Raw genomic sequence first — 24,419 nt, forward strand, 5'->3', positions numbered from 1 at the left:
GAACGGAGCCGCCCCATGCCCCTGTCCCTCGCCCCGCCCCCCGTGGGCCTGCCATGACCACCTTCGTGCTCGTCTGGGTCGGCCGGCTGGTCACCGCACTCGGATCCAGCATCTCCGGCTTCGCCCTCGGCCTGTGGATCTACCAACAGACCGGCTCCGTCACCCAGTTCGCCACCGGTCTGCTGCTCGGCTTCGCTCCGGGCATGCTGGCCGCCCCGGTCGCCGGGGTCCTGGTGGACCGCTACCGGCGCCGCACCGTGCTGCTCTGCGCGGACGCGGCGGCCATGCTCGCGGCCGTGGCCATGGCCGCCTCCCAGGCGACCGGGCACCTGGCCGTCTGGCAGGTGTACGCGGTCATCATCGTGGAGTCCTGTTGCGCGGCCTTCCAGTGGCCGGCGCTCGCCGCCGCCGTCACGGGCATGGTCGGGCCCGAACAACGCGGCCGGGCCAGCGCGATGACCCAGACCGCCCTGGCCGGGGCCCAGTTGCTCGGTCCGATGCTCGCCGCCGTCCTGCTCGGCGCGGGTGGGCTGCGCGCCGTCCTGCTGGTCGACGTCGTCTCGTTCGGGCTGGGGCTGCTCACCCTGCTGCTCGCCCGTTTCCCCGAGTCGACCGGCCGCCCGGAGCACACCGGCAGCCCCCGGGAACGCCCGGGCTGGCGGGCCGAGCTGACCGAAGGCCGACGGCTGCTCACCGGACAGCCCGGACTGAAACACCTGCTCCGCCTGGTCACCGTCCTCAACGCGGCCGAGGCCACCGCCACGGCCTTGCTGCTGCCCCTCGTCCTGGCCGCCACCCCCGAGGCCGAGCAGAACGCCGCGGTGGCCATGGTCAGCACCGCCGGGGGGCTCGGCCTGGCGATCAGCAGTGTCGCCATGTCCATCTGGTCCACCCCGCGCCGCCCGTTGCCCTGGGTCACCGCGGCCACCGTGCTCAGCGGGGTCGCGGTCCTGCTGGCTGGGTTCTTCCCGCGCCCGGGCCTCCTGGCCGTGGCCGCCTTCACGTTCTTCCTCGGCCTGCCGGTGGTCACCAGCTGCGCCCAAGTGCTCTGGCAGTCCGCGGTGGCCGCCGAGGCCCAGGGCCGGGTCTTCGCCCTGCGCCGCATGTTCACCCAGGGCGGCACCCTGCTCGGCTACCTGCTGGCCGGACCGCTCGCCTCGCAGGTCCTGAGCCCGCTGGTGGACCCCGGCGGGCCGTTCGCCGCCACCGTGGGCCGACTCCTCGGCACGGCCCGCGACCGCGGCAGTGCCCTGCTGCTCTGCTGCACCGGTCTGATCCTGGCTGCCACCGCCGTGGCCGGGCGCCGTCACACCATCACCGCGCTGCCCCCACCGCCCGCCGAGATCCCGTCACCCGTCGAACGGGAGAGCGTGCCGAACGCGGCCGGGCCCCCTGTCACAACGGGCCCCTGAACAGGTACCTGACGAACACCTCGGCCGAACCGTCATCCGGTCGGCGCAACCTGCATACCCTCGAAGGCGATCGACCTGCCCCGATCGGGCCGCGCCGCCCCCTCCACCGATCCGGAGTCAATGTGATCTTCCGCCCCACCGCAGCGTCCGACCTCGGCCGCTTCCTCCCGCTCATCGTCACCGACGCGGCCGGCGGGATGACGGCCGACACGTACACGGCCCGGCTCTCCGCCGGTGAGTACCGCCCCGACTGGACCTGGATCGCCGAAGACGCCTCCGGCGGCTCGCCGCTCGCCCTCGCCGTCTGGTGGGGTGACCCGGACGAGGACCTGCCCGGCGCCCTCGACGGCGTGTTCGTCCACGAATCGGTCCGGTCCGCCGCCGAACGCACCACCGTGGCAGCCGGGTTGCTGGCCGCCGCCCACGCGGTCTACGCCGGGGCAGGCGCGAGCGCCGCGCCCGAGTACCACCTCTCCCTCCCCGGTGACTGGCACGACCGGCCCGACACGGTCGCGGCCGTGGCCTGGCGGCAGGAGGCGGCCCGGCGCGCAGGTCTCCCGGTGACCGTGGAACGGCTGCGCTACGAGTGGACACCACGGACCGGTCTCCCGGAGCCCACCGGGCGTCTGCTCTTCGCCGCCGAGCCCGACGACGAGGTCTTCGTCGGCCTGTTCCGCCGGGTCCTGACGGACAGCCTCGACACGGCCTCCCGGAAGGAGGCCGAGAGCATCGGCCCCGAGGCCCAGGCCCGCGAGGACGTCGCGTTCTACCGCGACACCATGCCGGGGGACCGGTCCTGGTGGCGGGTCGCCCGGACACCCGACGGCGAGCCCGTCGGCTTCGGCCTCCCCTCCCGCAACCACGCCTTCCCCGTGGTCGGATACCTGGGCGTGCTGCCGGAACACCGGGGCTGTGGATACGCGGACGAGATCCTGGCCGAGATCACCCGGATCCTGGTGTCCGAAACCGATCCGGAGAAGGTCCGCGCCGACACCGACCTGACGAACACACCGATGGCCGCGGCCTTCGAACGCGTGGGGTACCGCAACGACGCCCGCCGCCTGGTGTTGTCCGCCCACTGAGTGCGCCGGGCCGGGCCATGGCCACGTGGGCGGGCGGGCGAGATCGTGCGTCTATCCGGCGAATATCCACCCTCGCTTCCATGGGCCCCACGAAGAACCCGTGGAGAGGGACGACCGAACATGAGCACCGAAGAGTTGACCGCCGCTTCGACCGAGGCCGAGGCCCGGGCCGCGTTCCTGTCCCGGGTCGGCGGCCCGGCTCTCGGTGCACGTACGTTGCTGGACCGGGCGGCGGAGCTGCTGCCCGGTGTGGTCGACGCCGCCTCGGACGTCGAGACGGCACTCACCGAGCTCGCGGCCCACGCGGCGATACGCCCGGTATCCGCCGCACCCGCCACAGCCGGGGCCTGGGGCCTCGACCTCGCCACGGGCGCGCTGCGCCGGGTGCCCGTCCCCGCGTCGGGCTCCCCGGTGGGCGTAGCGGCGGGCCTGACCTGGGTGAGCGCCCTCGAATCGGGGCTCGCCCAGCACTGCGAGGCCCTCCTCGCCGGCCGCCTCAGGGCGCCCGGGACCCGTGTGCCCAGGCTGAGCCTGGCAGGGGAGGGCCACGCCGTCCCCGACGCGCTGCTGCGCGCCCTGCGGTCCGAGGACGAGCACGTCGCGCATGACCTGTCCGGTCTGCTCTCCCTGCCCGCCTGCGCCGTCGCGCTCGCCCCGCGCGCGGAACCGGAGCCGGAGCGTGCCCCGGGCCCGGAGCGGGACACGGTCGTCGCCACGGGCGCGACCCTGGCCGAGGCCGCCCGTACTGCCGTGGAGCGCACCCTGTCCCGTCGACGCGCCCGCGCGGCCGGACGCCCCGTCCCGCAGCTGTTCCCCGCCATCGGCCGGGAACAGGAGTCCGATGCTCCCCGGCCGCTCCCCTGCGCCCAGTGGTCCCACCCCCTGGACGCCCTGCACTCCCAGGGCCACAGCCCGGTGGCGGTGCTGCTGGACCACGACGCCGGGGTGAGCGCGGTGCTGCCGTACCTGGTGCGCATCGTGCTGTCGCCGACGTAGCCGCCGGGACGCAAGAGGAAGCGCTGGGTCACCGTGAAGGGCACGTGCTCGTGTCGAACCCCGGGCTACGAACTCAAGTGGGAACGTGTGACCCCACCGGTCTCCGCGAACTCCGGACGACCTGCACCTGGACCTGTCCGAAGAGGAGCCCGACGGCTCGTCACCCAGGTCACCACGCCCTCGAGCGTGGAAGGCACAGGGGACGCGGGAGGCTGAGGGGGCCGGGTGGTGCTCGTGGTCGCGAACCAGGCGCAGCTCGGATGCTCATGCATGCCTGAAGGCGTAATCTGGATTTGTCGGCTGCTGGAGACCCGAAGCGTCAGACGAATGCAGTGTACTTGACTGCAATTCAGCACGCGTGAAGTCCGTTGTTTATTGCGTGAAGAGCGTCTATGGCAGTGGCGACGGGGGAGCTGCACCGAAGTTCTGGCTCCAGGGCATGTGGATGCGAGTCGGGCCCTCGGCTGTTCGCCGGACGGACCTTGCTAATTGATGCGTAAAGCAGTCTGTGTTAAATGAAACTGCGCCCGTGGAGGTGCTGAACATGCGACGCTTGCTCACTACTGTGGCCCTAGTGGTCCCTCTCGCCTTTGCAGGAGGCACGGCCGTCGCGGTACCTGAGAGCGCCCCTTCTGCGACCAGTGCGGCGATCGAAGCAGAGTCGAATCATGGGGCGACGACGAAAGCGGCGGACGTCTGCAACTACACCATCCGTCGTCCCACACTCAAGATCGGCTCCTCGGGACGTGCAGTCCAACAAGCCCAGTGCTATCTGAACAGGGCCATGAGCGGCGCAGACCTGGCCGAAGACGGAAATTTCGGCCCGGTCACCAACGCGGCGACGAGGCGGTTCCAGGCTTGCGCCGGCATTACCGTGGACGGACTCATCGGAGCTCAGACATGGTCGTCCCTTGTTTTCTGGGCCAACGGGCCGGATTTCGTTTGCTGATCGCCGGCGTGACGCAATCTGGAACATAAAAGGCTCTTCACGAGGGGTCGACGGGCAGGAGCTGGACCAGGCCGACCCAGTTGTCCTCGTCCGCCTTGGTGTGGACGGCGCGGATCCTCCAGCGACCAGCGGGCAGCGGAACCGGCGCCTGTGCGGGCAGCCCCCCGCCGGGATACTCGACGTCCAGTCCGGCACCCGCCTCGGCGGAGTCCATGAGTACGGCCGGGCCGTCCGTCACCCACGAGCCGCACTCCTCCCACCTGGTGGCGGGATCGGAGAGGACGGCCTCGGCCGCGGACATCAGCCCGGCCGCGGAGTCTGCGGCCAGCCAGCGCAGGAAGGTGCGGTGCTCGGTCAGGAAGCAGCTGGTGGCGGGTTCGTCCCCCAGCACCAGCGCCAGCGCACCGTTCTCACCCACCGCGATCGCAGCGGCCAGATCGTCCACCGCGCAGGCCCTGTCGTAGTCGTCCGCAGCGGTCGCGTCTCCTGCGGTCACCCCGCTGTCCGTGCACCCGTGCCATGCGTCCAGCGCCGAGACGGGGACGGCGATCAGTGGGCCGCCGAAAGACTCCACCCAGCCAGGAGAGGCAGGGGGAGCAGCGGCCGCAGCGGAAGACGAAGAACTCATGCCGCCAGTGTGCCCCCGGCCACCGACAACGTATCGGCGCAGGAGCAGGAGCAGGCGTAGACGCATGTCGGCGAAGGTCAGGGAGGGGGAGGGGAGCGGGTGGCGCAGACAGAGGCGGCCTGTCGCCCAGTGCGCCTGCTCCCCTACAGTGCGTGATGCCCGCATCCGCCCGCGACGACGCTGGAGCAGCCCTGTGGCCACCCAAGCACGCCCCGGCCCCCTCCCGAGCCCGTCCCCGGCGGGTCGCCGGGTTCCCGAGCTGGATCCCGCCGCCGTCGGGCAGTGGCAGGCCGGAGGAGGGGAGCTCATCGACCTGTTCGCCCAGGCGCGCGAACGGCTCGGAGGCGTCACCGCGTTCCGGCTCGGTGCGCGCCCGACCGTCCTGGTCACCGCCCCCGAGGCCGTGCAGCACGTGCTCGCGCTCCATCCCGACCGGTACGTGAAGCGCTCGCACCGCGCCCGACTGCTGATCGGCGACGGGGTCCTGGCCGCGACGGGCGAAGCGTGGCAGCGGCAACGGCGGCTGCTGCAGTCCCAGTTCACCGGCCCGGGAATGCGCCGCTACGAGCAGCGGATCACCGAGGCCGCCCGCACCACCGCGGTGCGCTGGGCCGGGTACGCCCGCACCGGACAGGTCCTCGACGTCGGCGACGAGATGCGCCGCTTCGCCCTGGACACCATCTGGCGGGCCCTGACCGGACATCCCCTGGACCCCGCGACGGAGCGTGAACTGGCCGCCGTAACCGCCGTGGTGGCCGCGCTGCCCAGCCTGCCCGCCGACGGCGCCGCCGCCCAAGGGGCGGTCGCCGCCGAGCTGGCCGCCGTCGACGCCGTGGCGAGCCACGCCATCGCCGCCGCCCGCGACGGCGGGGCCGGACCCGAGGGCCCGGGCCTGCTGCACGTCCTGCTCGACGCGGCCGGAACACGCCCCGAGTACACCGACCGGCTGATCCGCGACGAGCTGGTCACCCTGCTGGTCGCCGGTCACGAGACCACCGCCACCACCCTGACCTGGCTCTACCTCTTGTTGGACCAGAACCCGCAGGCACGGGAACAGGCCCTCGCCGCGGGCGTCGAAGGCTCGACCGGGCGACGGCAGGCCGTCCAGGCGCTCGTCCATGAAACGCTGCGCTTCTACCCGTCCGCCTGGATACTGCCGCGCTGCGCGGCGCAGGACGACGTCCTCGCCGGATACGAGGTCGAGGCCGGCACCGACGTGCTGGTCTGCCCGTACCTCACGCACCGGGACCCCGGGCTCTGGGAGAACCCCGGGCGGTTCGAGCCGGGGCGCTTCACCACCCCCGGACGGCGGCCCACCCATCCGGGGAGCTACCTGCCGTTCGGCATCGGGCCCCGGGCCTGTCTCGGCCTGCAGTTCGCCCTCCGGGAGTCGACCGTCCTCCTCGAACACCTGCTGCCCGCCCACACCCCCCGCTTCCACTCCACCCCGGCCAAGGCCGCCTACGGCATCACCGTCCGCCCCGACGGCCCGACGCCCGCCACGCTGGGCTGACGCCGAGCCTGTCGGTACGGGCGGAAGAAAACGCTTGGACCGCGCCGACGCCCTTGCGGGACACTCCGTTTTCTGACGTGACGGTCCGACAAGGCAGGGTTGGTATGGGATCGCCCGAATCGCACGAAAGTTCACGGCGCAGGGGTTCGGTGTTCCTCGCGCTCCGTTACTACACACGGGAGTTGGGCCGACGGCGTTGGCTGACGGCGCCCGCGATGCTGCTCCCGGCGCTGGGCAACATCGGCATCAACTACGTCGCGCCGCTGGTCGTCGCCAAGCTCGTGGGCAGGATCGCGGGGGACACCGGCACCCGCACCGGCATCGGCTGGGCGCTGCCCTATGTCCTCGGTTTCGCCGGAGTCCTGTTGTTCGCGGAGATGCTGTGGCGCATCGGGCTGCACTGCCTGAACCGCCTGGACGCCCTCGGTGTCGAGCACCTGTACGTGATCGGCATGGACGAGCTGTTCGCCAAGGACGCCGCGTTCTTCCACGACAACTTCGCCGGGTCGCTGACCAAGCGGGTCCTGAGCTTCGCCTCACGCTTCGAGGAGTTCGTCGACACGCTGACGTTCTCGGTCGTGGGCAGCCTGGTGCCGCTGGTGTTCGGATCGGTGGTGCTGTGGAGTTACGAACCGCTGCTCGTCGTGGGGCTCCTGGCGATGATCGCCGTCACGGCGCTGTGCACGGCGCCCCTCATCCGTCGCCGCCAGGCGCTCGTCGACCAGCGGGAGGAGGCGATCGCCCGGGTTTCGGGTCACGTCGCCGACAGTCTGATGAACATGGACACGGTCCGGGCGTTCGCCGCCGAGGAGCGCGAGGCCGCCGAGCACCGGTCGCGGGTCGCGGAGTCGCGGCGGCTCATGCTGCGCTCGTGGGACTACGGCAACCTGCGCATCGACACGCTGGTCGCGCCGATGTCCGTGCTGACCAACGGGCTGGGCCTGCTGGTGGCCGTCGCGCTCGCCGGGGGAGGGCACGGCGTGGAGGCGGTCGTGGTCGCCTTCACCTACTACTCCAACGCGACGCGGATCATGTTCGAGTTCAACCAGATCTACCGCCGCCTGGAGAGCTCGATGACGGAGGCGGCGCAGTTCACCGAACTGCTGCTGACGCCGCCGACCGTACTCGACCCGGTGTGCCCGGAGCCGCTGCTGTCCCGGGCCGCCGACGTGCGCTTCGAACGGGTGGACTTCGCCCACTCGGGCGCGGAGCCGCTCTTCGAGGGCCTCGACCTGGCCGTGCCCAGCGGGGCGAAGATCGGTCTGGTCGGCCGGTCCGGCGGGGGCAAGACCACGCTCAGCCGGCTGCTACTGCGGATGACGGACATCGACGGCGGCCGGATCCTGATCGGAGGCCAGGACATCAGTAGGCTGCGCCAGGCCGACCTGCGCAGTCTGATCGCCTACGTGCCGCAGGATCCGGCGATGTTCCACCGCACGCTGCGGGACAACATCGCCTTCGCCCGGCCGGGCGCCACCGACGCCGAGATCCGCCGCGCGGCCGAGGCGGCGCACGTCACGGAGTTCGCCGACGCGCTTCCCGACGGCTTCGAGACCATGGTGGGCGAGCGCGGGGTAAAGCTGTCCGGCGGACAGCGCCAGCGGGTCGCCCTCGCCAGGGCGATCCTGCGCGACGCGCCGATCCTGCTGCTCGACGAGGCGACCAGCGCCCTGGACTCCGAGAGCGAGATCCTCGTCCAGGAGGCGCTGTGGCGGCTCATGGAGGGGCGGACCGCGCTCGTGGTGGCGCACCGGCTGAGCACGGTCGCCACCATGGACCGGCTCGTCGTCCTCGACCGCGGACGGATCGTCGAACAGGGCACGCACCAGGAGCTGCTCGCCGCGGAGGGGGCCTACGCGAAGCTGTGGCAGCACCAGTCGGGCGGCTTCCTGGACGACACCCCCGCGGGGGCGGACCTGCACTGACCTCGGCCCGGCGGTCTTTCCCCGCCGGGCCCCGCCCCGCCGGGCTCGGCCGTACCGGGCTCAGCCGTCCGTCGGGTGGACCACCTCCACGCCCTGCGCCCGCAGTTCCTCCACCACCGGCGAGTCCTCCGGTGCGTCGGTGACGATGAGCGCGATCTGCTCCATCGTGCAGATGCGGCCCAGCGCCGCACGGCCGAGCTTGTCGGCGGTCGCGACCAGGATCACCCGCTGCGCGGCCGCCACGGCGGCTCGCTTCACCTGTACGTCGTCCAGGTTGTACGCGGTGGCGCCCTGGACCGGGTCGACGCCGCAGCAGCCCAGGATGAAGGTGTCGAAGCACAGGTCCTGGAACGTCTGGAGCGGTGTGCTGCCGTAGAAGGAAAGCTCTTCGGGGCGCACCTGGCCGCCGGGCAGCACGAGCTGGATGCCCGGATGCCCGGAGAGCGTGAAGGCGGCGTGCAGGGACAGCGGGGTGACGGTGAGCTTCCGGCCGGCCATCGCCTGGGCGACGGCCACGGCGGTGGTTCCGGTGTCCAGGGCGACGGTCTCGCCGTCGGTGAGCAGCTTCACCACCGTGGCCGCGAGGCGCTCCTTGGCCTGCGCGCCGGACATGGCGCGGATCGCGTAGGGCGGCTCGGCCCCGCCCGGCAGGTTGCTCACCGCGCCGCCCCGCACCCGGCGCAGGGCCCCGCGGGACTCCAGTACCTCCAGGTCGCGGCGGATGGTCATCTCCGACGCACCCGTGGCCGCGGCCAGTTCCGCGACGGTCGCGCGGTTCTCCTTCATGAGCAGCGCGACCACGAACCTGTGTCTCTCCATCACGTTCATGTGTCTGCTTTTAGCACAGGGAGGGAGCTGCCGGGGGCGTCGGTGCACAGCGGATCTGTGGTATCGAACATCAAAACTGAGTAAAGTGCGCCGTTGTGTGTGATCTGATGGCTCTAATGAACATCGGCGATGTTCATTCGATCAAGCAACGATGAGGAGAGCGATGTCCGCCACCCCTGAGGCCGACCCGTCCGAGAAGGCCGCACCGCTGCTCAGTACCGTCGCGATCATCGCTTCGTGCGCCGCCTTCGTGGTGATCGGCGCCCTGCAGGCCCTGTACGGTCCCGCGATCCCGGCACTGCGGGACGAGTTCGGCATCAGCCCCGCCGTGGCCGGGCTCAGCCTCAGCGCCCACTTCGTCGGCGCGCTGCTGGGTGTGCTGATCTACCACGTGCTGCGGGGGCGGCTGAGCAACCGCACGCTGCTCGGCGGCTCCTACGTGCTCATGGCGGCGGGCGCGGCGGTCTTCGCGTTCTCGCCGAGCTGGATCCTGGCGCTGGCCGGCACCCTGGTCATCGGGCTGGGCTTCGGCGGCATCGACTACGGCCTCAATCAGCTCTTCGCCGTCGGGTTCGGCCGTCGCAGCACCGCGATGCTGAACCTGCTCAACGGCCACTTCGGGGTGGGCGCGATCGCCGGTCCCGCCCTCGTCGGCTGGCTCGGAGCGGAGAGCTATCCGGAGATCTTCGTCGGCATCGGCGTCGTCTGCCTGCTCATCCTGCTCACCCTCGGCGGCGTGGCCGCCCGGGAGCCGGAGCCCGCCGGAGGGGAGGCCGGCCGGGCGGGCGGGGCGCGCGTCCTGCCGGTCATCGCCGCGTTCGTCGGCGTCTACGTCCTGCACGTGGCCATCGAGACGGGCGTCGGCGGCTGGGAGCCCACCCACCTGGAGGCCGTCGGCTACGGCGCCGCCACCGCCGCCACCGCGACCTCCGCCTACTGGGCGGCGATGACCATCGGCCGGTTCGTCATCGTCCCCCTGAGCCTGCGCTGGTCCGCGCCGTCCATCCTGACCGTGTGCTGCGCGGGCATGGCCGGCTTCCTGCTCCTCGCGACCGTCCCGGCCCTCGCGCCGTACGCCTACTTCGGCGTCGGCCTGATGATCGCGCCCATCTTCCCCACCTGCCTGCCCTGGCTGAACCGGGCCGTGCCGAGCGTCGCCGCGGCCGGGGCGTACGTGATCGCCGCCTCGATGATCGGCGGCGTGGCCTTCCCGCCGCTGCTGGGCGGGGTGATCGACACTATGGACGTGCGGGCGGCGCCGCTGGTGCTGTTCGCGCTCGCCGCCGTCTGCGCCGTCCTCAGCGTGTGGCTGCGCAAGAACGCCCCCGACCCGGAAGCCGACCCGGAAGCCGACCCGGAGGCCGACCTCGACTCGGCCCCCGACCCCGAGGCCGCCCCGGAGACCGGCTCGCGCTCCGCGGCCCGCCCGGACACCGTCCCGACCCGAGGAGCCCAAGGATGACAGCCGTGAAAGCCGTCCTCTTCGACATGTTCGGCGTCATCGCACGCCTTCAGTCACCCGCCTCCCAGGCCGTGCTGGAGCGCACGGCCGGCGTGGAACGCGAGCGGTTCTGGGCGGCGTACTGGTCGCGGCGCACCCCGTACGACCGCGGGGACGTGACCGGTCCCGCCTACTGGAAAGGCGTCTGCGACGACCTGGACATCCCGCTCGACGAGCGCCTGACCGCCGAGCTGATCGCGGCCGACGTGGCGAGCTGGAGCGAGGTCGACCAGGACTGCGTGGACCTGATCCGCACCCTCGCCGACCGGGGCCTCACGCTCGGCCTGCTGTCCAACATCCCCGAGGAACTGGCCGACCGGTACGAGACATGCGAGCCGTGGCTGAACCTGTTCGCGGTCGTCGGGTTCTCCTGTCGCATCGGCAGCGCCAAACCGGAGCCCGCCGCCTACGCGTGGTGTGTACATGAACTGACGCTGCCCGCCGGGGAGATCCTCTTCGTGGATGACCGCGTGGACAACGTCGCGGCGGCCCGTGAACTGGGCTTGCAGGGGCATGTCTTCAGCTCCACCGGGGCCCTCGCCGCGCTATTTCCTGGCTGAAATTCCCGGTACGCGAAGTGACTTACATGTCCCAAATTGGCACTTGCCGCCGTCACTTGAGATGTGATCGTATGAATGAGCAGGCGCCGATGCCCGATCTGAACGGGTAAACAATCCGGGCCGCCGCCACCGATGAATCAACCACGGTGCGGCGGCCGCCAGTTCCCTGCCTTTTGGATGAATCATGCATTGCTCTCACAGCCTTGACGTATTTCCCTTACCTGCGTGAGAAGGAAAAATGGCCAGCACCGTTGTCACCGATCACCTTTACTACCCCGTCAGCGAACGCAAGATGGAGCGGGGTGAGGGCGTCTACCTGTACGACGAGGACGGAAGGCGCTACCTCGACTGCGCGTCGGCGACGTTCAACCTGAGCCTCGGCTACTCCCACCCGGCCGTCATCGCGGCCATGAAGGAGCAGCTCGACAAGGTGGTCCACCTGACCTCCTCCTACCAGAGCGACCCGGTCAACGGGCTCGTCCAGCGGCTCGTGGAGACCTCACCGGCCGGACTGACGAAGGTGCACCCCAAGGTGTCGGGCGGCTCGGCCGCCAATGAAGGGGCCATCAAGATGGCCCAGCTCGCCACGGGCAAGTCCGATGTCATCACCCTGTTCCGCAGCCATGTCGGCCAGACGATGATGATGACCTCGATGTCCGGCAACTCATTCCGCCGCGAACCGTTCCCCAACCTCTTCCCGGGCAGCCTGCAAGTGCCCGACCCCTACTGCTTCCGCTGCTTCTACGGGCAGCAGAAGGACACGTGCGGAATGATGTGCGTGGACCGGCTGGAGGATTTCGTCGACTACGCCAGCAGTGGCCGGGTCGCCGCCGTCCTGATCGAGCCGATATCCGGGAACGGCGGCAACATCGTCCCGCCGGACGGCTACATGCAAAAACTCCGGGCATTCTGCGACGAGCAGGGAATCGCCCTGATCTTCGACGAGATCCAGACCGGGATCGGCCGTACCGGCCACATGTTCGCGGCCCAGTACTTCGATGTCGAGCCGGACGCGATCACCACCGCCAAGGGCCTCGGCGGATCGGGCGCGCAAGTGGCCGCCATCCTCACCAACGAGCGGCTCGCCGGACTGCCCGCGAACCACCACTCCTTCACCTACGGTTCCAACCTGCTCGCGGCCGCCGCCGCGAACGTCACGCTGGACATCGTGCGCCGGCCGGAATTCCTCGCGAACGTGACGAGGACCGGCGACCACATCATGGAACGCCTCCGCGACATGCAACGCCGCTACCCGGCCATCGTGGACGTCCGCGGCGTCGGCCTCATGATCGGTTTCGAGATCGCCGAACTCGACGGCAAGCCCGCCGTCAAGCTGACCAACCACCTCGCCGACAAGGCCATGGAACACGGGCTGATCCTGCGCACCTCGCGCTACGGCTACGGCAACGTCCTCAAGATCCGCCCGCCGCTGATCCTCACGATGGAGCAGGCCGACGAGATCTGCGACAAGCTGGAGAACCTCTTCCTCGCGGAGCTGACCCGATGAAAGAGCTGAAGAAGCTGCTGACGGAACTCGGCGAGCACGTCCGCACCGAACTCCTCGCCTACGCGGACCGCGGCCTCGCCCGCCAGGTCCACGGCGACTCGCCCGGCGGCGACGCCCAGTTCGACGTGGACGAGGTGGCCGAGCGGGCCGTGATCGACCACCTGCGCGCACACGCCGGGATCCCCCTCGCCCTCTACACCGAGGACGGTTCGTACGTCGAGCTCGCGCCCGACCCGCAGGTGCTCCTCGTCGTCGACCCGATCGACGGCACCCGCCCGACCTCGGCCGGGCTGGAGATGGGCATGGTGTCCATCGCCGCCGCCCCCTACCGAGACGGGGCGCCCACCCTCGCCGACGTCACCGCCGCCCTGCTGGTGGAGATCAAGAGCGGCGCGTGGATCTACGGGGACGATCAGGAAGGCCTCTCCAGCGGCGGCTTCCACACCCCCGTGCCGCGCCTGAGCCGCAACACCGACCTGGCCAGCATGTTCTGGTCGATCGAGTTCAACGGCCACCCGATGCGACTGATGACCGAGGCCTACGCCCACCTGGTCGACCGGTCGGCCAACACCGGCGGCATCTTCGTCTTCAACAGCAGCACCTTCTCCATCTCGCGCATCATCACCGGCCAGCTCGACGCCTTCGTCGACATCGGCAACCGGGTCCTGCGCGACCACCCGCAGACGGAGGACGAGTTCCGGCGCGTGGGCCGCGGCTCGATCCTGCACCTCTTCCCCTACGACATCGCGGCCGCCGTCTACCTCGCCCGCCTCGCCGGCCTGGTGATCACCGACGCCTACGGCGACGACCTGGGCCCCACCTCACTCGTGGACCTCGGCCCCATGAACCAGAAGTCGTGCATCGCCGCCTCCACCCCCGAACTCCACAAGCAGCTGCTCGACGCCGTCCACTGGGACCTCGGCGGCACCACCACCCCGGCGACAAGGAAGACATCATGAAGGCGCTGACGCTGGGCCCCGACCGCACGCTCGCCCTGGTCGACCACCCGAAGCCGCAGGCCGCCCGCGCCGACGACGTCGTCATCCGCGTCGCACAGAGCGGCATCTGCGGCACCGACCGCAGCGTGCTCGTGGGCAAGTTCCCCGCCGAGACCGGTGTGGTGATGGGGCACGAAGCCGTCGGGACCGTCGACTCCGTCGGGCAGGGCGTCACCCGCTTCGCCGTGGGCGACCGGGTCATCGTCAACCCCACCCTGTACTGCGGCAACTGCCCCACCTGCCTCGAAGGCCACTTGAACTTCTGCGGCCACAAGACGGGCACCGAGGTCGGCCTGGACTACGACGGCTCCTTCGCGGAGTTCATCCGGCTCCCCGAACTCTTCTGCCACGCCGTACCCGACGGCATGAGCTTCGACCGCGCCGTCGTCGTCGAGCCGCTCGCCTGTGCCCTGAACAACCTCGAAGCCGGACGGCTCGTCGCGGGTGAGACGGCGATCGTCGTCGGCGGCGGACCCATGGGCGTGGTCACCGCCATGGCCGCCCAGCTGTACGGAGCCCGGGTGATGCTCGTGGAACCCGACCCGGTGCGCCGACAGCTCGACCACGAGGTGTTCGAGGCCCCCGAGTTCGGCGGCCGCGTCACCGTCCACACCCCGGCCGACAGCGAACTCGCGGCGCGCGGCGACCTGGTCGTCGACTCCGTCGGCAGCCTCCTGGAGCAGAGCATCGGTTACGCCGCGCTGCGCGGCCGGGTCGTCATCATGGGCTTCAACAGCAACGCCTCCGCCACGGTGCGCCCGCTGAGTCTGCTCCAGCGCGGGCTGCAGATCATCGGCGCGGGCGACTACAACAGCCAGATCTTCCCCAAGGCCATCGAGCTCGCCCGGACCCTGCCGCTGGAGCGTGTGGTCACCCACCGCTTCCCGCTCGCGGAGCACGAAGAGGCGTTCAAGGCCCTCGCCGCCGTCCCCGGCTCCCGGTACACCGCGCTGAAGGTCGTCCTCGTACCCCCGCACTCCGAGGCGGCGGCATGACCCGCATCAACGAGGCCCTGGTCCCGGGCGCAGGCCGCCCCGTCGTCGTCGGCGAGTACCCGTACTACCGGGCCGACCCCGCCAACTGGGAGGCGAACCTGCGGGCGTTGCGCGGACTCGGCGTCGACGTCGTGTCCTGCTACCTGCCGTGGCGGTTCCACGAGACCGGTGAGGGTACGGAGCGGACCTTCGACTTCACCGGCCGGACCGACCCACAGCGCGACGTGGCGGGATTCCTGGAGCTGGCCGCCCAGGCGGACTTGGCCGTACTCCTCAAACCCGGCCCCTTCATCCACGCCGAGGTCCAGCTCGGCGGGCTGCCCGACCGGCTCTGCGGGCCCGCGTACACCCCGTACCGCGGCCTGGACGGCACGGTGCTCACCTCCCAGGACAAGCCGCTGCCCAGCCTGCTGGACCCGGCGGTCGCGGCCGAGGCCGAGACCTGGCTGCGCGCCGTCGCCGACGAGGTCGTGGCCAAGGCCGCGGCGCCCCACGGACCGGTGGTCGCGCTCCAGCTCGGCAACGAGGGCATGGCCGGCGAGGCGAGCCTGCGCGTCGACGCCCAGGACGCCTCACCGGCCGCCCGCGAGGCCTTCGCGCACTGGCTCACCGAGCGCGGCCTGACCGACGAGGCCGCACTGGCCGCCCAGGACCTCGACCGGTGGAGCGGCACCCTGCGGGTCCAGTGGTCCCAGTGGTGCGGCCACGCCATCGTGGGCCTGTGGGACCGGATATCCGACCTCTTCCCGGCCGGCCCCGCCCGGCTGGCCAACGTACCGCTGGCGAGCACCGCGGCACCGGGAGCCCTCGACGCGTGGGCCGCCCGGCAGCGCGCGGTCAAGGGCTCCCGGCACCTGGCCGGCCACACCGAGTGGGTCGGAAACCCGGCCCGCGACACCGCGGCCTTCTCCTCCCACCTGACCGGGATCATGCTCGGCGGTACCGATGTGGTCGAGGCCAACTGGGGTTTCACCTGGACCGACGAGACCTACGCCCAGCCGTGCACGCCGGTGTTCAACGCGCTGCTGGCGCTGCTGCTGGGCTCCACCACGGTCAGCGTCTACACCGCCTGCGCCGCGGGCAGCTGGGGCGGCCTCGTGGACATGGACCCCGTGGGACTGCGCGCCGAAGGCGTCGACCCCGCCCTGCACGCGCCCCCGTACTGCCCGGGAGCCCCGCTCACCGAGGCCGGCGCTCACACCGCGAACGCCGAAGGGCTGCGGCTGCTGGCCGCGTTCCTCGACCGCTTCGGCGGCCTGCTCCTCGACAGCGAGCCGGAACGCGACGCGCTGGTCCTCCTCGACCGGGCCCTGCCCGAGTCCGGTGCCTGGCAGCGCGCCGGCCGGACCGCGCTCGGGGAACTCGCCGACGCCGTACAGGAGCAGCTGCGCGAGCGCGGCAGGCTGATCGGCCTGGGATGGCTCGACGAGCACCCCCGGCAGAGCGGCGACGGCCAGGGGATCCCCGTCGGGATCCTGCGCGCCGGAGCGCCGCACGGTGGAGCGCCGGACGACCCCGGGGCGCCGGACGACCCCCGGGCGCCGGGCGAGCTGAGGCTCGCCCCGGACGTCCCGGCCGACGGTGCGGTGGCCGCCTTCGTGGCCGCGCTGCCCTCGGCGGGCGCACCGCGCCGCACGTCCGAGCACCGGCGGGCGCTCGTACTCGCCCGGACCGGCCCGGGCGGCGTACGGATCACGGGCGCCTTCAACCCGACCGACGGCGACGACCGGATCACCGGCCCCGACGGCGGGTGGGAGCTGCACCTCCCGGCGGGCTCCGCCGCCGTCGTCGTCACCCGCGGTGACGCCCTGTTGGGCTGGCTGGCCACCCCGGCCCCGCCGTCCACCGCACCCGTCGCCCTCACCCGGGCCGGCGAGCAGGCCGACGCAACGCGCGTCGCGGCCTCCTGAGAACGCGGGCGGCGGGACAGCGCACCTGACAGCGCGCCTCCCGCCGCCCGCCCCTTGCCCCCTCCCTTCCACGGCCTCTCCCGCCGTGTGAAGGGAATTTGGCGGACGTATGGAGAAGTTTTGGAGGCCCTCTCCAGGATGGGAGCACAGCCCCCGATCCTGCGAAGGAGGTGCACAGATGAAGAAGATCCAGATCCGTAAGGCCGGCCCCGTCCGCCTCACGTCTTCCGCTTGTCAGGTCTACCCGAACCCCGCCTGACCTCGCGTCAGGTGAGTCCGGCATCGGGCCCCGGCCGCGGCCGGGGCCCGATGCCACCCGGGAGAACAGGCAGAGAGGGAGCAGCGCCATGGCGGACCGAGATCTCCGCAGTTCCGACGACGCGCCGCTGGCGCTCCACCCGCTGGTCTACCTGGAGGACGGCGGCGAGGTCACCATCGGCCGTCAGGACACCGACTCCTACGCGATCTTCCCGCCGGACGGCGCCGAGCTGGTACGCCGCCTGCAGGAGGGGGCCACACCCGCGCAGGCCGCCGACTGGTACGAGGCCGAGTACGGAGAACGCGCCGACGTCGCGGACGTCGTCGAGGCCCTGTACGAACTCGGCTTCGTCCGTGCGGCGGACGAGGAACCGGCCGCGCCGGAGCCGGTGCGCTGGCAGCGGCTCGGACGGGCCCTGTTCTCGCCGGCCGCCTGGATCTGCTACGGCGCGATCACCGCCTGGGCGGTGCTGCGCATGCTGCTGGAGCCCGATCTCGTACCGACCGCGCGGGACCTGCTGTTCAGCGACTACTACGCGGTGATCAACGGGGTCCTGCTGATCGTCGCCGTCCCGCTGATCGCCGTCCACGAGCTGTTCCACGCACTGGCCGGACGCCGCCTCGGCATCCGCTCCCGGACCCGGATGTCGTACCGCTTCTACTTCCTCGTGGTCGAGACCTCACTGGACGGCCTGGTCGCGGTGGAGCGCCGCAAGCGCTACCTGCCGATCCTGGCCGGGATGGTCGCCGACGTCGTCCTGATCAGCCTGCTGATCACAGTGGCCGACGCCATGGGACCGGGCGGCGGGGACGCGCTCGTCGGCCGGGTGTGCCTGGCCGTGGCGTTCGCCGCGGTCATCCGGCTGCTCTGGCAGTTCTTCCTCTATCTGCGCACCGACGTCTACGTGCTGATCACCACCGCGCTCGGCTGCGTGGACCTGCACACCACCTCCGTGCGCATGCTCCGCAACCGGTTCAACCGGCTCGTCGGACGGACCCACCTGCTGGTGGACGAGGGCACGTGGCACCCCGTGGACCGGCGGGCGGCGCGCTGGTACTCCTGGCTGATCCTCGTCGGGTACACGATCAGCCTGAGCACGTTCCTGCTGGGGCTCGGCCCGGTCTTCCTGCAGATGATCACCGCCTCCCTCGACCGCTTCGGTGCGGGCCACCGAGCGGACTGGGTCCTCCTGCTCGACTCCTCGGTCTTCCTGCTGCTGACCTTCGCCCAGGTGGGCCTCGCCCTCTGGATCGCCGTCAGGGAGCGCCTGCGCAGCCGGCGGTCCCGGCTCGACCACGTCATCGCCTGAGGGAACGCCCGGACGGGGTTCCCGACGGCCACTTCTGTGAAAGGCAGGCCCATGAGCGGCCACTACTGGATCTCCGCTCCGCAGCGCGCGGAGCGCGACCGGCTGCGGGCCGGCCTCGAACTGCCTCCCCTCCTCGCGTCCGTGGACGCGCACCGGCGGCTGCGCGGCCCGTACACCGCCGCCGGCACCCTGCTCCGGGCCGTCGCCCCCGAAGGGCTCCGCCGTCGGCCCGCCCTCGCCGACCGCCACTACATCGAACTCCAGGAGAGCACCCCGGAGCTGAAGCCCCTGGTACCGGCGATCACCCGCGCCCTGGAACAGCAGTCGGCGGCCCCGGGCGAGGTCAGCCGGTATCCGGCGCGGCTGCACTCGCTGCGCGTCTCGCACGGCCTGGTCGACTTCCTCCTCACCGCGCTGGCCGACGCCGGCGACGGGCCGCGGACCCTGGTCGTGGAGAACGTCCAGCACGCGGATGCCACCGACCAGGAGTTCCTGGCGGCCGCAGTGCGAAGGATCCCCGCCGGGCTGCTCACCATCGTGGTGTGCACCGACGCCGGGGAACTGGCCGATCCGCCGGGCACGCTGTCCGTTTCGCTGCCCGCCGCGCTCGGCGCGTACACGACCAGGATCACGGGCTCGGCCCCTGCCCCCGTCCCCGACGAGGTGTCCGCCGGTCCCGCCGCGGCTCAGCGGTACGTGGACGCCGACGGCGCCGACGACGATCCCGCGCTGCTGCGCGCGTACGAGCGGCTGGCCCCCGCCGAGCGGGCCCCCCTGCACGACCGGCGGGCCGCGGACCTGACGGAGCGGGCGGAAGCGGGCGAGTCATCGCTCCGGCTCGGGGCCCTGCCGTACCACCTCATGCGCGGCGGCGACCCGGGCGGCGCGGGACTGGACGCCCTGCGGTGGGCCCTGGACCGGTGCAAGTACCTGGGCTTTTACCACGCGGCCGCGGAACTGGGCGAGGCGGGCCGACTGGCCGTGGACCCGGCGGAACGCCCCGACCTGTGGTGGATCTTCATCCGGGAGACCGGGGTGTGCCTGGCGGCCGCCGGCCGCCCCGACGAGTCGGCGGTCCTCCAGGAGGAGGCGCGGACCGCCACCATCGACCCCGCGCACCACATGAAGCTCGCCTACGAGATCGGGATGCTCTACGCCCGCCACTACCCCGAGGAACGCCGCGACGAGCGCAAGGCCCGCGCCTGGGTCAACCAGGCCATCGCCATCGCGGACCTGCTTCCGGACCCGAAGGAGCGCGCTTTCTACTCGGTGTTCAACCGCAACGGCCTCGCCCTGGTGGAGGTCCGGGCCAAGCGGCCCGACGAGGCGCTCCGGCTGCTCGACGAGGGCATGGAACGGCTGGACCGGGAACTGGGCCTCGGCGAGCGCACCTGGCACCGCGTCGGGCTGCGCTACAACCGGGCCCAGGTCAACGGCATGAGCGGCCGGCTGGAGGCGGCCCTGGAGGACTACGCCGAGATCATGGACGCGGACAACGACTTCGCCGACCACTACTTCAACCGGGGCAACATCCTGCGCAAACTGGGCCGCACCGAAGAGGCGATCGCCGACTACGAGACGGCGCTCGGCCTCGAACCGCCCTTCCCCGAGGCGTACTACAACCGGGGCGACGCCCGGATGGAACTGGGCGACGCCCAGGGCGCGCTCGCCGACTTCGACCGCACCCTGGAGCTCGACCCCGGGCACGTCGAGGCGCTGCTCGGACGCGCCGGGGTGCTGGACGACCTCGGTGAGACGAAGGCGGCGCTGGAGAGCGCGGCCGCCGGACTCGTGCTGGCCCCCGAGCACCCGCATCTGCTGTGCCTGCACGGGCGCCTGCTGGCCGAGGACGGGCGGCCAGCGGAAGCGGTCCGCGCCGTCGAGGCCGCGTTGCGCAGCGATCCCGAGCTCGCCGAAGCCTGGGCCGTCAGGGCCGAACTCGCCTACTCCGCGGGCGACCTGGCCGCGGCCGCGGCGGACTTCGACCGCGCGGTGGAGCTCGCCGACCGTCCCGAGTTCCGCTTCAACCGGGCCGTGGTCCACGAGGCGGCGGGCCGTTTCACCGAGGCGGCGGCGGACTTCGACGCGGTGTTCGCCGCCACCGAGGACCCCGACGCGCTCAGCCACCGGGACTCCTGCCTGCTCGCGGCCGGGTAGGGACGATGAGCCTGCGGCAGGGCCGGGCCCCGCAGGGCCGGAGCGAGACGGCGGGGCTGTTCACCGAGGCGATGTCACGCCTGGTGTCCGGGGTCGCCGTGGTGTCCGCACGGCGGGCCGACGGTCGGCCGTGCGGACTGCTGGTGTCCTCGGTCTGCTCGTACAGCGTGCGGCCGCCCTCCGTGCTGGTGGCGCTGGCCCGCAGCTCGCGGACCTGCCGCGAGCTGGACCCGCGCCCGGGTACGGCCTTCGGGGTCCACCTGCTCGGCGCCGGGGACACCGACCTCGCCGCGGTGTTCGCCGGCGGCGCGGAGGACAAGTTCACCGGTGTGCGGTGGAGCTGGGACGACCGGGTGCCCCGGCTGCTCGGCGTGCCCGTGTACCTGAACTGCCGGGCCGGGGCGGTGTTCACCCACGGCGACCACGTGATCCTCGTGGGCGAGGTCGGGGAGTGCGTCCTGAACGAGGGCGAGCCGCTGGTGTACTTCCGGCGGAGGCTCGACTGGCGGCTGGGCTGACGCAGCCCCTACCCGCGGCGGCACCGCTCGTGGCCGGCGTTCGCGGGCCGCCCACCGCCCAGCAGCGTGCGCTGCGCCGCCTGGAGCGCGGGACCGGGCTCGATGCCCATGTTCTCCACGACCGCGCGCCGCGCGCGGGTGTACGCGTCCAGCGCCCCGGCGCGGCGCCCGGTGTCGGCCAGGGCGAGCATCAACTGCTCGCGGAACGCCTCGCGCAGCGGATGGCGGGCGCAGAGCTCCTCCAGCTCGCCGACCACCTCGCGGGCGCGGCCCTGACAGGTGTCCGCACCGATCCGGTCATGTATGAGTGCCAGCCGTTCCTCCTCCAGCCGGACACCGTAGTGCGCGGGCAGTCCCGCCTGGCCCAGGTCCCCCAGCGGGGACCCGCGCCACATGGCCAGCGCGTCGCGGAACGCCTCGCCCGCACCGCGGCAGTCCCCGGAGGCCAGCAGGCCGCGGCCGAGTGCGGCCGCCTTGCGGAAGCCGTCGAGGTCCAGTTCTCCCGGACCCACGCGCAGCATGTACCCGGAACCGGCCGTGCGCAGCAGGGGGTGCTGCCGGGGGTCCCGGCCGCCCTGGCTGTGCCCGGGGTCCAGGGTCCGGCGCAGCCCCGACACGTACATCTGCAGGGTGGCCACCGCGGATCTGGGCGGGCGGCCGTCCCAGAGTTCGTCGATCAGGGTGTCCACGGAGAAGGTCTTGTTCGCGTGCAGCAGCAGGAGGGCGAGCAGGGCCCGGCGCTTGAGCGCCGTGGGCGTGCACGGGCGGCCCGCGAGGTGCACCTCGACCGGGCCCAGGATCAGGTACCTGGGGCGGTCCGCGTCAGGAGCGTGCCGAACACCGTAGGCCGTCATGGATCTCGCCCGTTTGGCTAACACCGAGTGCCACCCCAAGTCGTGTCGGCGCCGCGGGGCGCCAGTGCTGTCGGTCGACGCGCGAGCCGGAGTCCCCCCGGGTACGCACGTCATGGATACGGGTCATCGGACCGCGTGTCACCAGCCGGAACAGGCCAATCGGGGTCAGACGGGCAGAATCCGGCCGCCACGCGACGGCTCCCGAACGCGGTGCGTCCGGGAGCCCGGCCGGCCCCCGCCACCGCCCCCGTCCCACGTGTCCCACATAGCACGCGGAGGAGGCGTATCCCCGTGGCTTCTGGGAAGGTGCAGGAACAGGACGGAAGGGTGATGCCGGATGATTCCGGGAGCGGACAACGAACGCTTCACCGTCGCGGTGCAGACCGTGGACGGAGCCGTCGTCCTTGAGCTGGCGGGGGAGCTGGATCACGACACGGCGCAGCCCCTGCGCGATGCCCTCGACGCAGCGGTCACCCAGGGTGGCCGACTGGTGGTGGACCTGTCGGGGCTGGGATTCTGCGATTCCACCGGGCTGAACGTGCTGCTGCACAGCCGGCTCTCGGCCCAGGAGGCCGGCGGCAGCCTGGAACTGACCGGGCTGCGCGGGTCGGTCGCCCGGATGTTCCACATCACCGGCGCGGACGGGGTCTTCCCCGTGCACGCCGATGTCGCGGAAGCGCTGGGCGGGGCGAGCGGCCCGCCCCGCTAGCCTGGCGGAGCCGGCTGCGCGGGCACACGGCCGCGCGCAGTGCGGATGCGCCCCTCGACGCGTTTTGGGACGCGCCACGTCACGTCGACACGGAGGAGTCTGACCGTCATGGAAGAGCGGGGGTCACCCGACCGGACCTGGTACCTGGTACTGGACGGGGCCACCGATGTCGTGACGCGCAGCCGTGAATTCGCGCGCCGGGCGCTGGCCGCATGGCACTGGCTCCCGGCCGCCACACCGGAGGGGCGGGACACGGCCGATGACGTACTGCTGCTGGTGTCCGAGGTGGTGGCCAACGCCTGCCTGCACGGCGGCGGGCCGAGCACGCTGCTGCTGGACTGCGACGACGAGCGGCTGCGGATCGAGGTGACCGACGGGAACCCGGCGCCGCCGGTCCCCTCGCCGGCGCGCTCACCCTCGCAGGCGGGCCGGCCCGGCGGGCACGGGCTGCTGATCGTGGACCGCCTGGCGCGCAGCTGGGGTTTCCAGCCCGAGCAGGACGGCAAATGCGTCTGGCTCGAAGTGGCCGCCCCGGCGGCGGTCAGGGACCCGGTCAGGAACGCGGTCCGGGATCCAGAGCCGCGATGACCTCGTCGGTCGCGCTGACCTTGCCGATGCGCGGGAAGATCTTGCCGAAGCTGTGCGCGTGGGAGTCGGAGTCCGTGTCGGCGGTGGCGTCCTCGACGACGACCAGGTCGTAGCTGAGCTCCCAGGCCGTCCGTGCGGTGGACTCGACGCCGACGCTGGTGGAGATGCCCGCCAGAACGATGTGGTGGATGCCGCGCCGACGCAGCTGGAGGTCCAGCTCGGTACCGGTGAAGGCGCCCCAGTGGCGCTTGGTGACGACCACGTCGGCGAGGGCGGCGAGGTCGGCCGGGATCTCGGAGAACGCGGCGGGCGGGGCCGCGGCCGGGCCCGGGCGGTCCACGTTGGCGGTGGGCAGGTCGCCGCCGTCGGGGGACCAGGCCACCTTGACGAGGACCACGGGCAGCTTGCGGGCGCGGAACGCCTCGGCGAGCGCGATCCCCTTCTTGAGGATCTCGGTGGCGGGCCGGGTGATGGGAAGGTCCAGGATGCCCCTCTGCAGGTCGATGAGGACCAGGGCGGTGTCCTCGCCGAGAGCGAGGCGGGTCGGGTCAGCAGTCATTTCCCGACATTATTGGACATTCAGCCAAGGCTGCAGGGCTCTAGAATGGGAACATGAGTGCGAATATCGAAGGGTCCCGGCCTGCCCTGACCCCGGCGCTGACCGGTGCGGAGCTGGCCCGCTGGTACTGGACGCTGGCCGAGCTGAGCGCGCTGGCGCGCGAGATGGGCCTGTCGGCCGGGGGCGGGAAGGTCGCCGTCACGGCCCGGCTGGCCGCCGCGCTCGACGGCATGCCGCCCGCACCCGCTCCGTCCCCGGCCCCCACCGCCCGCAGGGGCGGCCGTCAGCTGGCCGCCCCCGTCGACGGCGCGACCGTGATCCCGCCGGGGCAGCGGTCCAGCCAGGTGCTCCGGGAGTTCTTCGTCCGGGAGATCGGACCCGCATTCCACTTCGACGCCTTCATGCGGGAGTACGTGGCCCAGGGCACGGGCCGCACCCTCGCCGAGGCCGTCGCCCACTGGCACGCCACCCGCGCACAGGCGGCGCAGCCGCAGGAGGTCGCCGCCCAGTTCGAGTTCAACCGGTTCCTGCGCGACTGGCACGCCCGCCACCCCGACGGCGCCCGCACCGAAGCCCTGGCCGCCTGGCGGGCCCACCGGGCCCGCCCCCGCGACTGACCTCACTCCTCCGTCAGAACAGCGAAGGCCGCCGAGATCGGGACT

General features: G+C 72.0%; 22 protein-coding genes. 18 read left to right on the forward strand and 4 right to left on the reverse strand.

From position 1 onward, the window contains the following. Positions 1 to 53 precede the first annotated feature (53 nt). The 4 genes from OG737_RS27040 (at position 54) to OG737_RS27055 (ending at position 4,439) form a co-directional block, all read left to right on the forward strand. Positions 54 to 1,412, forward strand: a complete 1,359-nt coding sequence (locus tag OG737_RS27040; protein WP_328928817.1) for an MFS transporter — start codon at positions 54 to 56, stop codon at positions 1,410 to 1,412. 122 nt (positions 1,413 to 1,534) lie between these two features. Next, entirely contained in the window at positions 1,535 to 2,494 is a 960-nt protein-coding gene (locus OG737_RS27045; RefSeq protein ID WP_405677472.1) for a GNAT family N-acetyltransferase, read from the forward strand. A 120-nt stretch (positions 2,495 to 2,614) separates the two neighbouring features. After that, positions 2,615 to 3,490, forward strand: coding sequence for a hypothetical protein (locus OG737_RS27050; RefSeq protein WP_328928819.1), 876 nt, complete (start codon positions 2,615 to 2,617; stop codon positions 3,488 to 3,490). A 529-nt stretch (positions 3,491 to 4,019) separates the two neighbouring features. Continuing rightward, positions 4,020 to 4,439, forward strand: coding sequence for a peptidoglycan-binding protein (locus OG737_RS27055; RefSeq protein WP_405922088.1), 420 nt, complete (start codon positions 4,020 to 4,022; stop codon positions 4,437 to 4,439). Positions 4,440 to 4,476: 37 nt separating this feature from the next. Here OG737_RS27055 and OG737_RS27060 read toward each other — a convergent pair whose 3' ends face one another. Then, positions 4,477 to 5,067 (reverse strand): Imm21 family immunity protein, encoded by a 591-nt coding sequence (locus OG737_RS27060; protein ID WP_328928821.1) that lies wholly within the window; start codon positions 5,065 to 5,067, stop codon positions 4,477 to 4,479. Between the two features lie 193 nt (positions 5,068 to 5,260). On the opposite strand from OG737_RS27060, the gene OG737_RS27065 reads away from it, so the two are divergent. Beyond that, positions 5,261 to 6,580 (forward strand): cytochrome P450, encoded by a 1,320-nt coding sequence (locus OG737_RS27065; RefSeq protein ID WP_328928822.1) that lies wholly within the window; start codon positions 5,261 to 5,263, stop codon positions 6,578 to 6,580. Positions 6,581 to 6,684: 104 nt separating this feature from the next. Then, the gene (locus OG737_RS27070) at positions 6,685 to 8,505 is read left to right on the forward strand and encodes an ABC transporter ATP-binding protein (protein ID WP_405922089.1); all 1,821 of its coding nucleotides are present in this window, start codon (positions 6,685 to 6,687) and stop codon (positions 8,503 to 8,505) included. Between the two features lie 60 nt (positions 8,506 to 8,565). Here the strand turns inward: OG737_RS27070 and OG737_RS27075 are convergent, their stop codons facing one another. Then, positions 8,566 to 9,324: a DeoR/GlpR family DNA-binding transcription regulator gene (locus OG737_RS27075; protein ID WP_328928824.1), complete on the reverse strand. Its 759-nt coding sequence runs from the start codon at positions 9,322 to 9,324 to the stop codon at positions 8,566 to 8,568. Between the two features lie 172 nt (positions 9,325 to 9,496). Between OG737_RS27075 and OG737_RS27080 the strand changes: the two genes are divergently transcribed. The 9 genes from OG737_RS27080 to OG737_RS27120 all read left to right on the forward strand — a co-directional run bounded on the left by OG737_RS27080 (position 9,497) and on the right by OG737_RS27120 (position 21,047). Continuing rightward, the gene (locus OG737_RS27080; protein ID WP_405922090.1) at positions 9,497 to 10,795 is read left to right on the forward strand and encodes an MFS transporter; all 1,299 of its coding nucleotides are present in this window, start codon (positions 9,497 to 9,499) and stop codon (positions 10,793 to 10,795) included. Further along, positions 10,792 to 11,394, forward strand: a complete 603-nt coding sequence (locus tag OG737_RS27085) for an HAD family phosphatase (protein WP_328928826.1) — start codon at positions 10,792 to 10,794, stop codon at positions 11,392 to 11,394. The genes OG737_RS27080 and OG737_RS27085 overlap by 4 nt, the downstream gene beginning before the upstream one ends. A gap of 238 nt (positions 11,395 to 11,632) precedes the next feature. Next, the gene (locus tag OG737_RS27090; protein ID WP_328928827.1) at positions 11,633 to 12,901 is read left to right on the forward strand and encodes an aspartate aminotransferase family protein; all 1,269 of its coding nucleotides are present in this window, start codon (positions 11,633 to 11,635) and stop codon (positions 12,899 to 12,901) included. Next, complete coding sequence (locus OG737_RS27095; protein WP_405922091.1) at positions 12,898 to 13,860, forward strand: inositol monophosphatase family protein; 963 nt, start codon at positions 12,898 to 12,900, stop codon at positions 13,858 to 13,860. Before OG737_RS27090 ends, OG737_RS27095 begins: the two co-directional genes overlap by 4 nt. After that, the gene (locus tag OG737_RS27100) at positions 13,857 to 14,894 is read left to right on the forward strand and encodes a zinc-binding dehydrogenase (protein WP_405922092.1); all 1,038 of its coding nucleotides are present in this window, start codon (positions 13,857 to 13,859) and stop codon (positions 14,892 to 14,894) included. The genes OG737_RS27095 and OG737_RS27100 overlap by 4 nt, the downstream gene beginning before the upstream one ends. Beyond that, positions 14,891 to 16,804 (forward strand): beta-galactosidase, encoded by a 1,914-nt coding sequence (locus OG737_RS27105; RefSeq protein ID WP_328928830.1) that lies wholly within the window; start codon positions 14,891 to 14,893, stop codon positions 16,802 to 16,804. Before OG737_RS27100 ends, OG737_RS27105 begins: the two co-directional genes overlap by 4 nt. A 347-nt stretch (positions 16,805 to 17,151) precedes the next feature. After that, positions 17,152 to 18,372, forward strand: coding sequence for a hypothetical protein (locus OG737_RS27110; RefSeq protein WP_328928831.1), 1,221 nt, complete (start codon positions 17,152 to 17,154; stop codon positions 18,370 to 18,372). 51 nt (positions 18,373 to 18,423) lie between these two features. Then, a complete protein-coding gene (locus OG737_RS27115; RefSeq protein WP_405922093.1) occupies positions 18,424 to 20,529 on the forward strand; it encodes a tetratricopeptide repeat protein in 2,106 nt (701 codons plus the stop codon). 5 nt (positions 20,530 to 20,534) lie between these two features. Next, positions 20,535 to 21,047 (forward strand): flavin reductase family protein, encoded by a 513-nt coding sequence (locus tag OG737_RS27120; protein ID WP_328928833.1) that lies wholly within the window; start codon positions 20,535 to 20,537, stop codon positions 21,045 to 21,047. Between the two features lie 8 nt (positions 21,048 to 21,055). Here OG737_RS27120 and OG737_RS27125 read toward each other — a convergent pair whose 3' ends face one another. Beyond that, the gene (locus OG737_RS27125) at positions 21,056 to 21,901 is read right to left on the reverse strand and encodes an AfsR/SARP family transcriptional regulator (RefSeq protein ID WP_328928834.1); all 846 of its coding nucleotides are present in this window, start codon (positions 21,899 to 21,901) and stop codon (positions 21,056 to 21,058) included. Positions 21,902 to 22,238: 337 nt separating this feature from the next. Between OG737_RS27125 and OG737_RS27130 the strand changes: the two genes are divergently transcribed. Then, a complete protein-coding gene (locus OG737_RS27130) occupies positions 22,239 to 22,610 on the forward strand; it encodes an STAS domain-containing protein (RefSeq protein WP_328928835.1) in 372 nt (123 codons plus the stop codon). 108 nt (positions 22,611 to 22,718) lie between these two features. After that, positions 22,719 to 23,198: an ATP-binding protein gene (locus OG737_RS27135; RefSeq protein WP_328928836.1), complete on the forward strand. Its 480-nt coding sequence runs from the start codon at positions 22,719 to 22,721 to the stop codon at positions 23,196 to 23,198. Here the strand turns inward: OG737_RS27135 and OG737_RS27140 are convergent. Next, positions 23,164 to 23,757: a hydrolase gene (locus OG737_RS27140; RefSeq protein WP_405677453.1), complete on the reverse strand. Its 594-nt coding sequence runs from the start codon at positions 23,755 to 23,757 to the stop codon at positions 23,164 to 23,166. The two genes, OG737_RS27135 and OG737_RS27140, sit on opposite strands and share 35 nt — an antisense overlap. A 53-nt stretch (positions 23,758 to 23,810) precedes the next feature. Between OG737_RS27140 and OG737_RS27145 the strand changes: the two genes are divergently transcribed. Next, positions 23,811 to 24,374 carry a DUF6434 domain-containing protein gene (locus tag OG737_RS27145; RefSeq protein WP_405922094.1) on the forward strand — a complete coding sequence of 188 codons (564 nt, stop codon included), beginning with the start codon at positions 23,811 to 23,813 and terminating at the stop codon, positions 24,372 to 24,374. Positions 24,375 to 24,419 lie beyond the last annotated feature (45 nt).

It is taken from the genome of Streptomyces sp. NBC_00122, assembly GCF_045160845.1.
Lineage (GTDB): Bacteria > Actinomycetota > Actinomycetes > Streptomycetales > Streptomycetaceae > Streptomyces.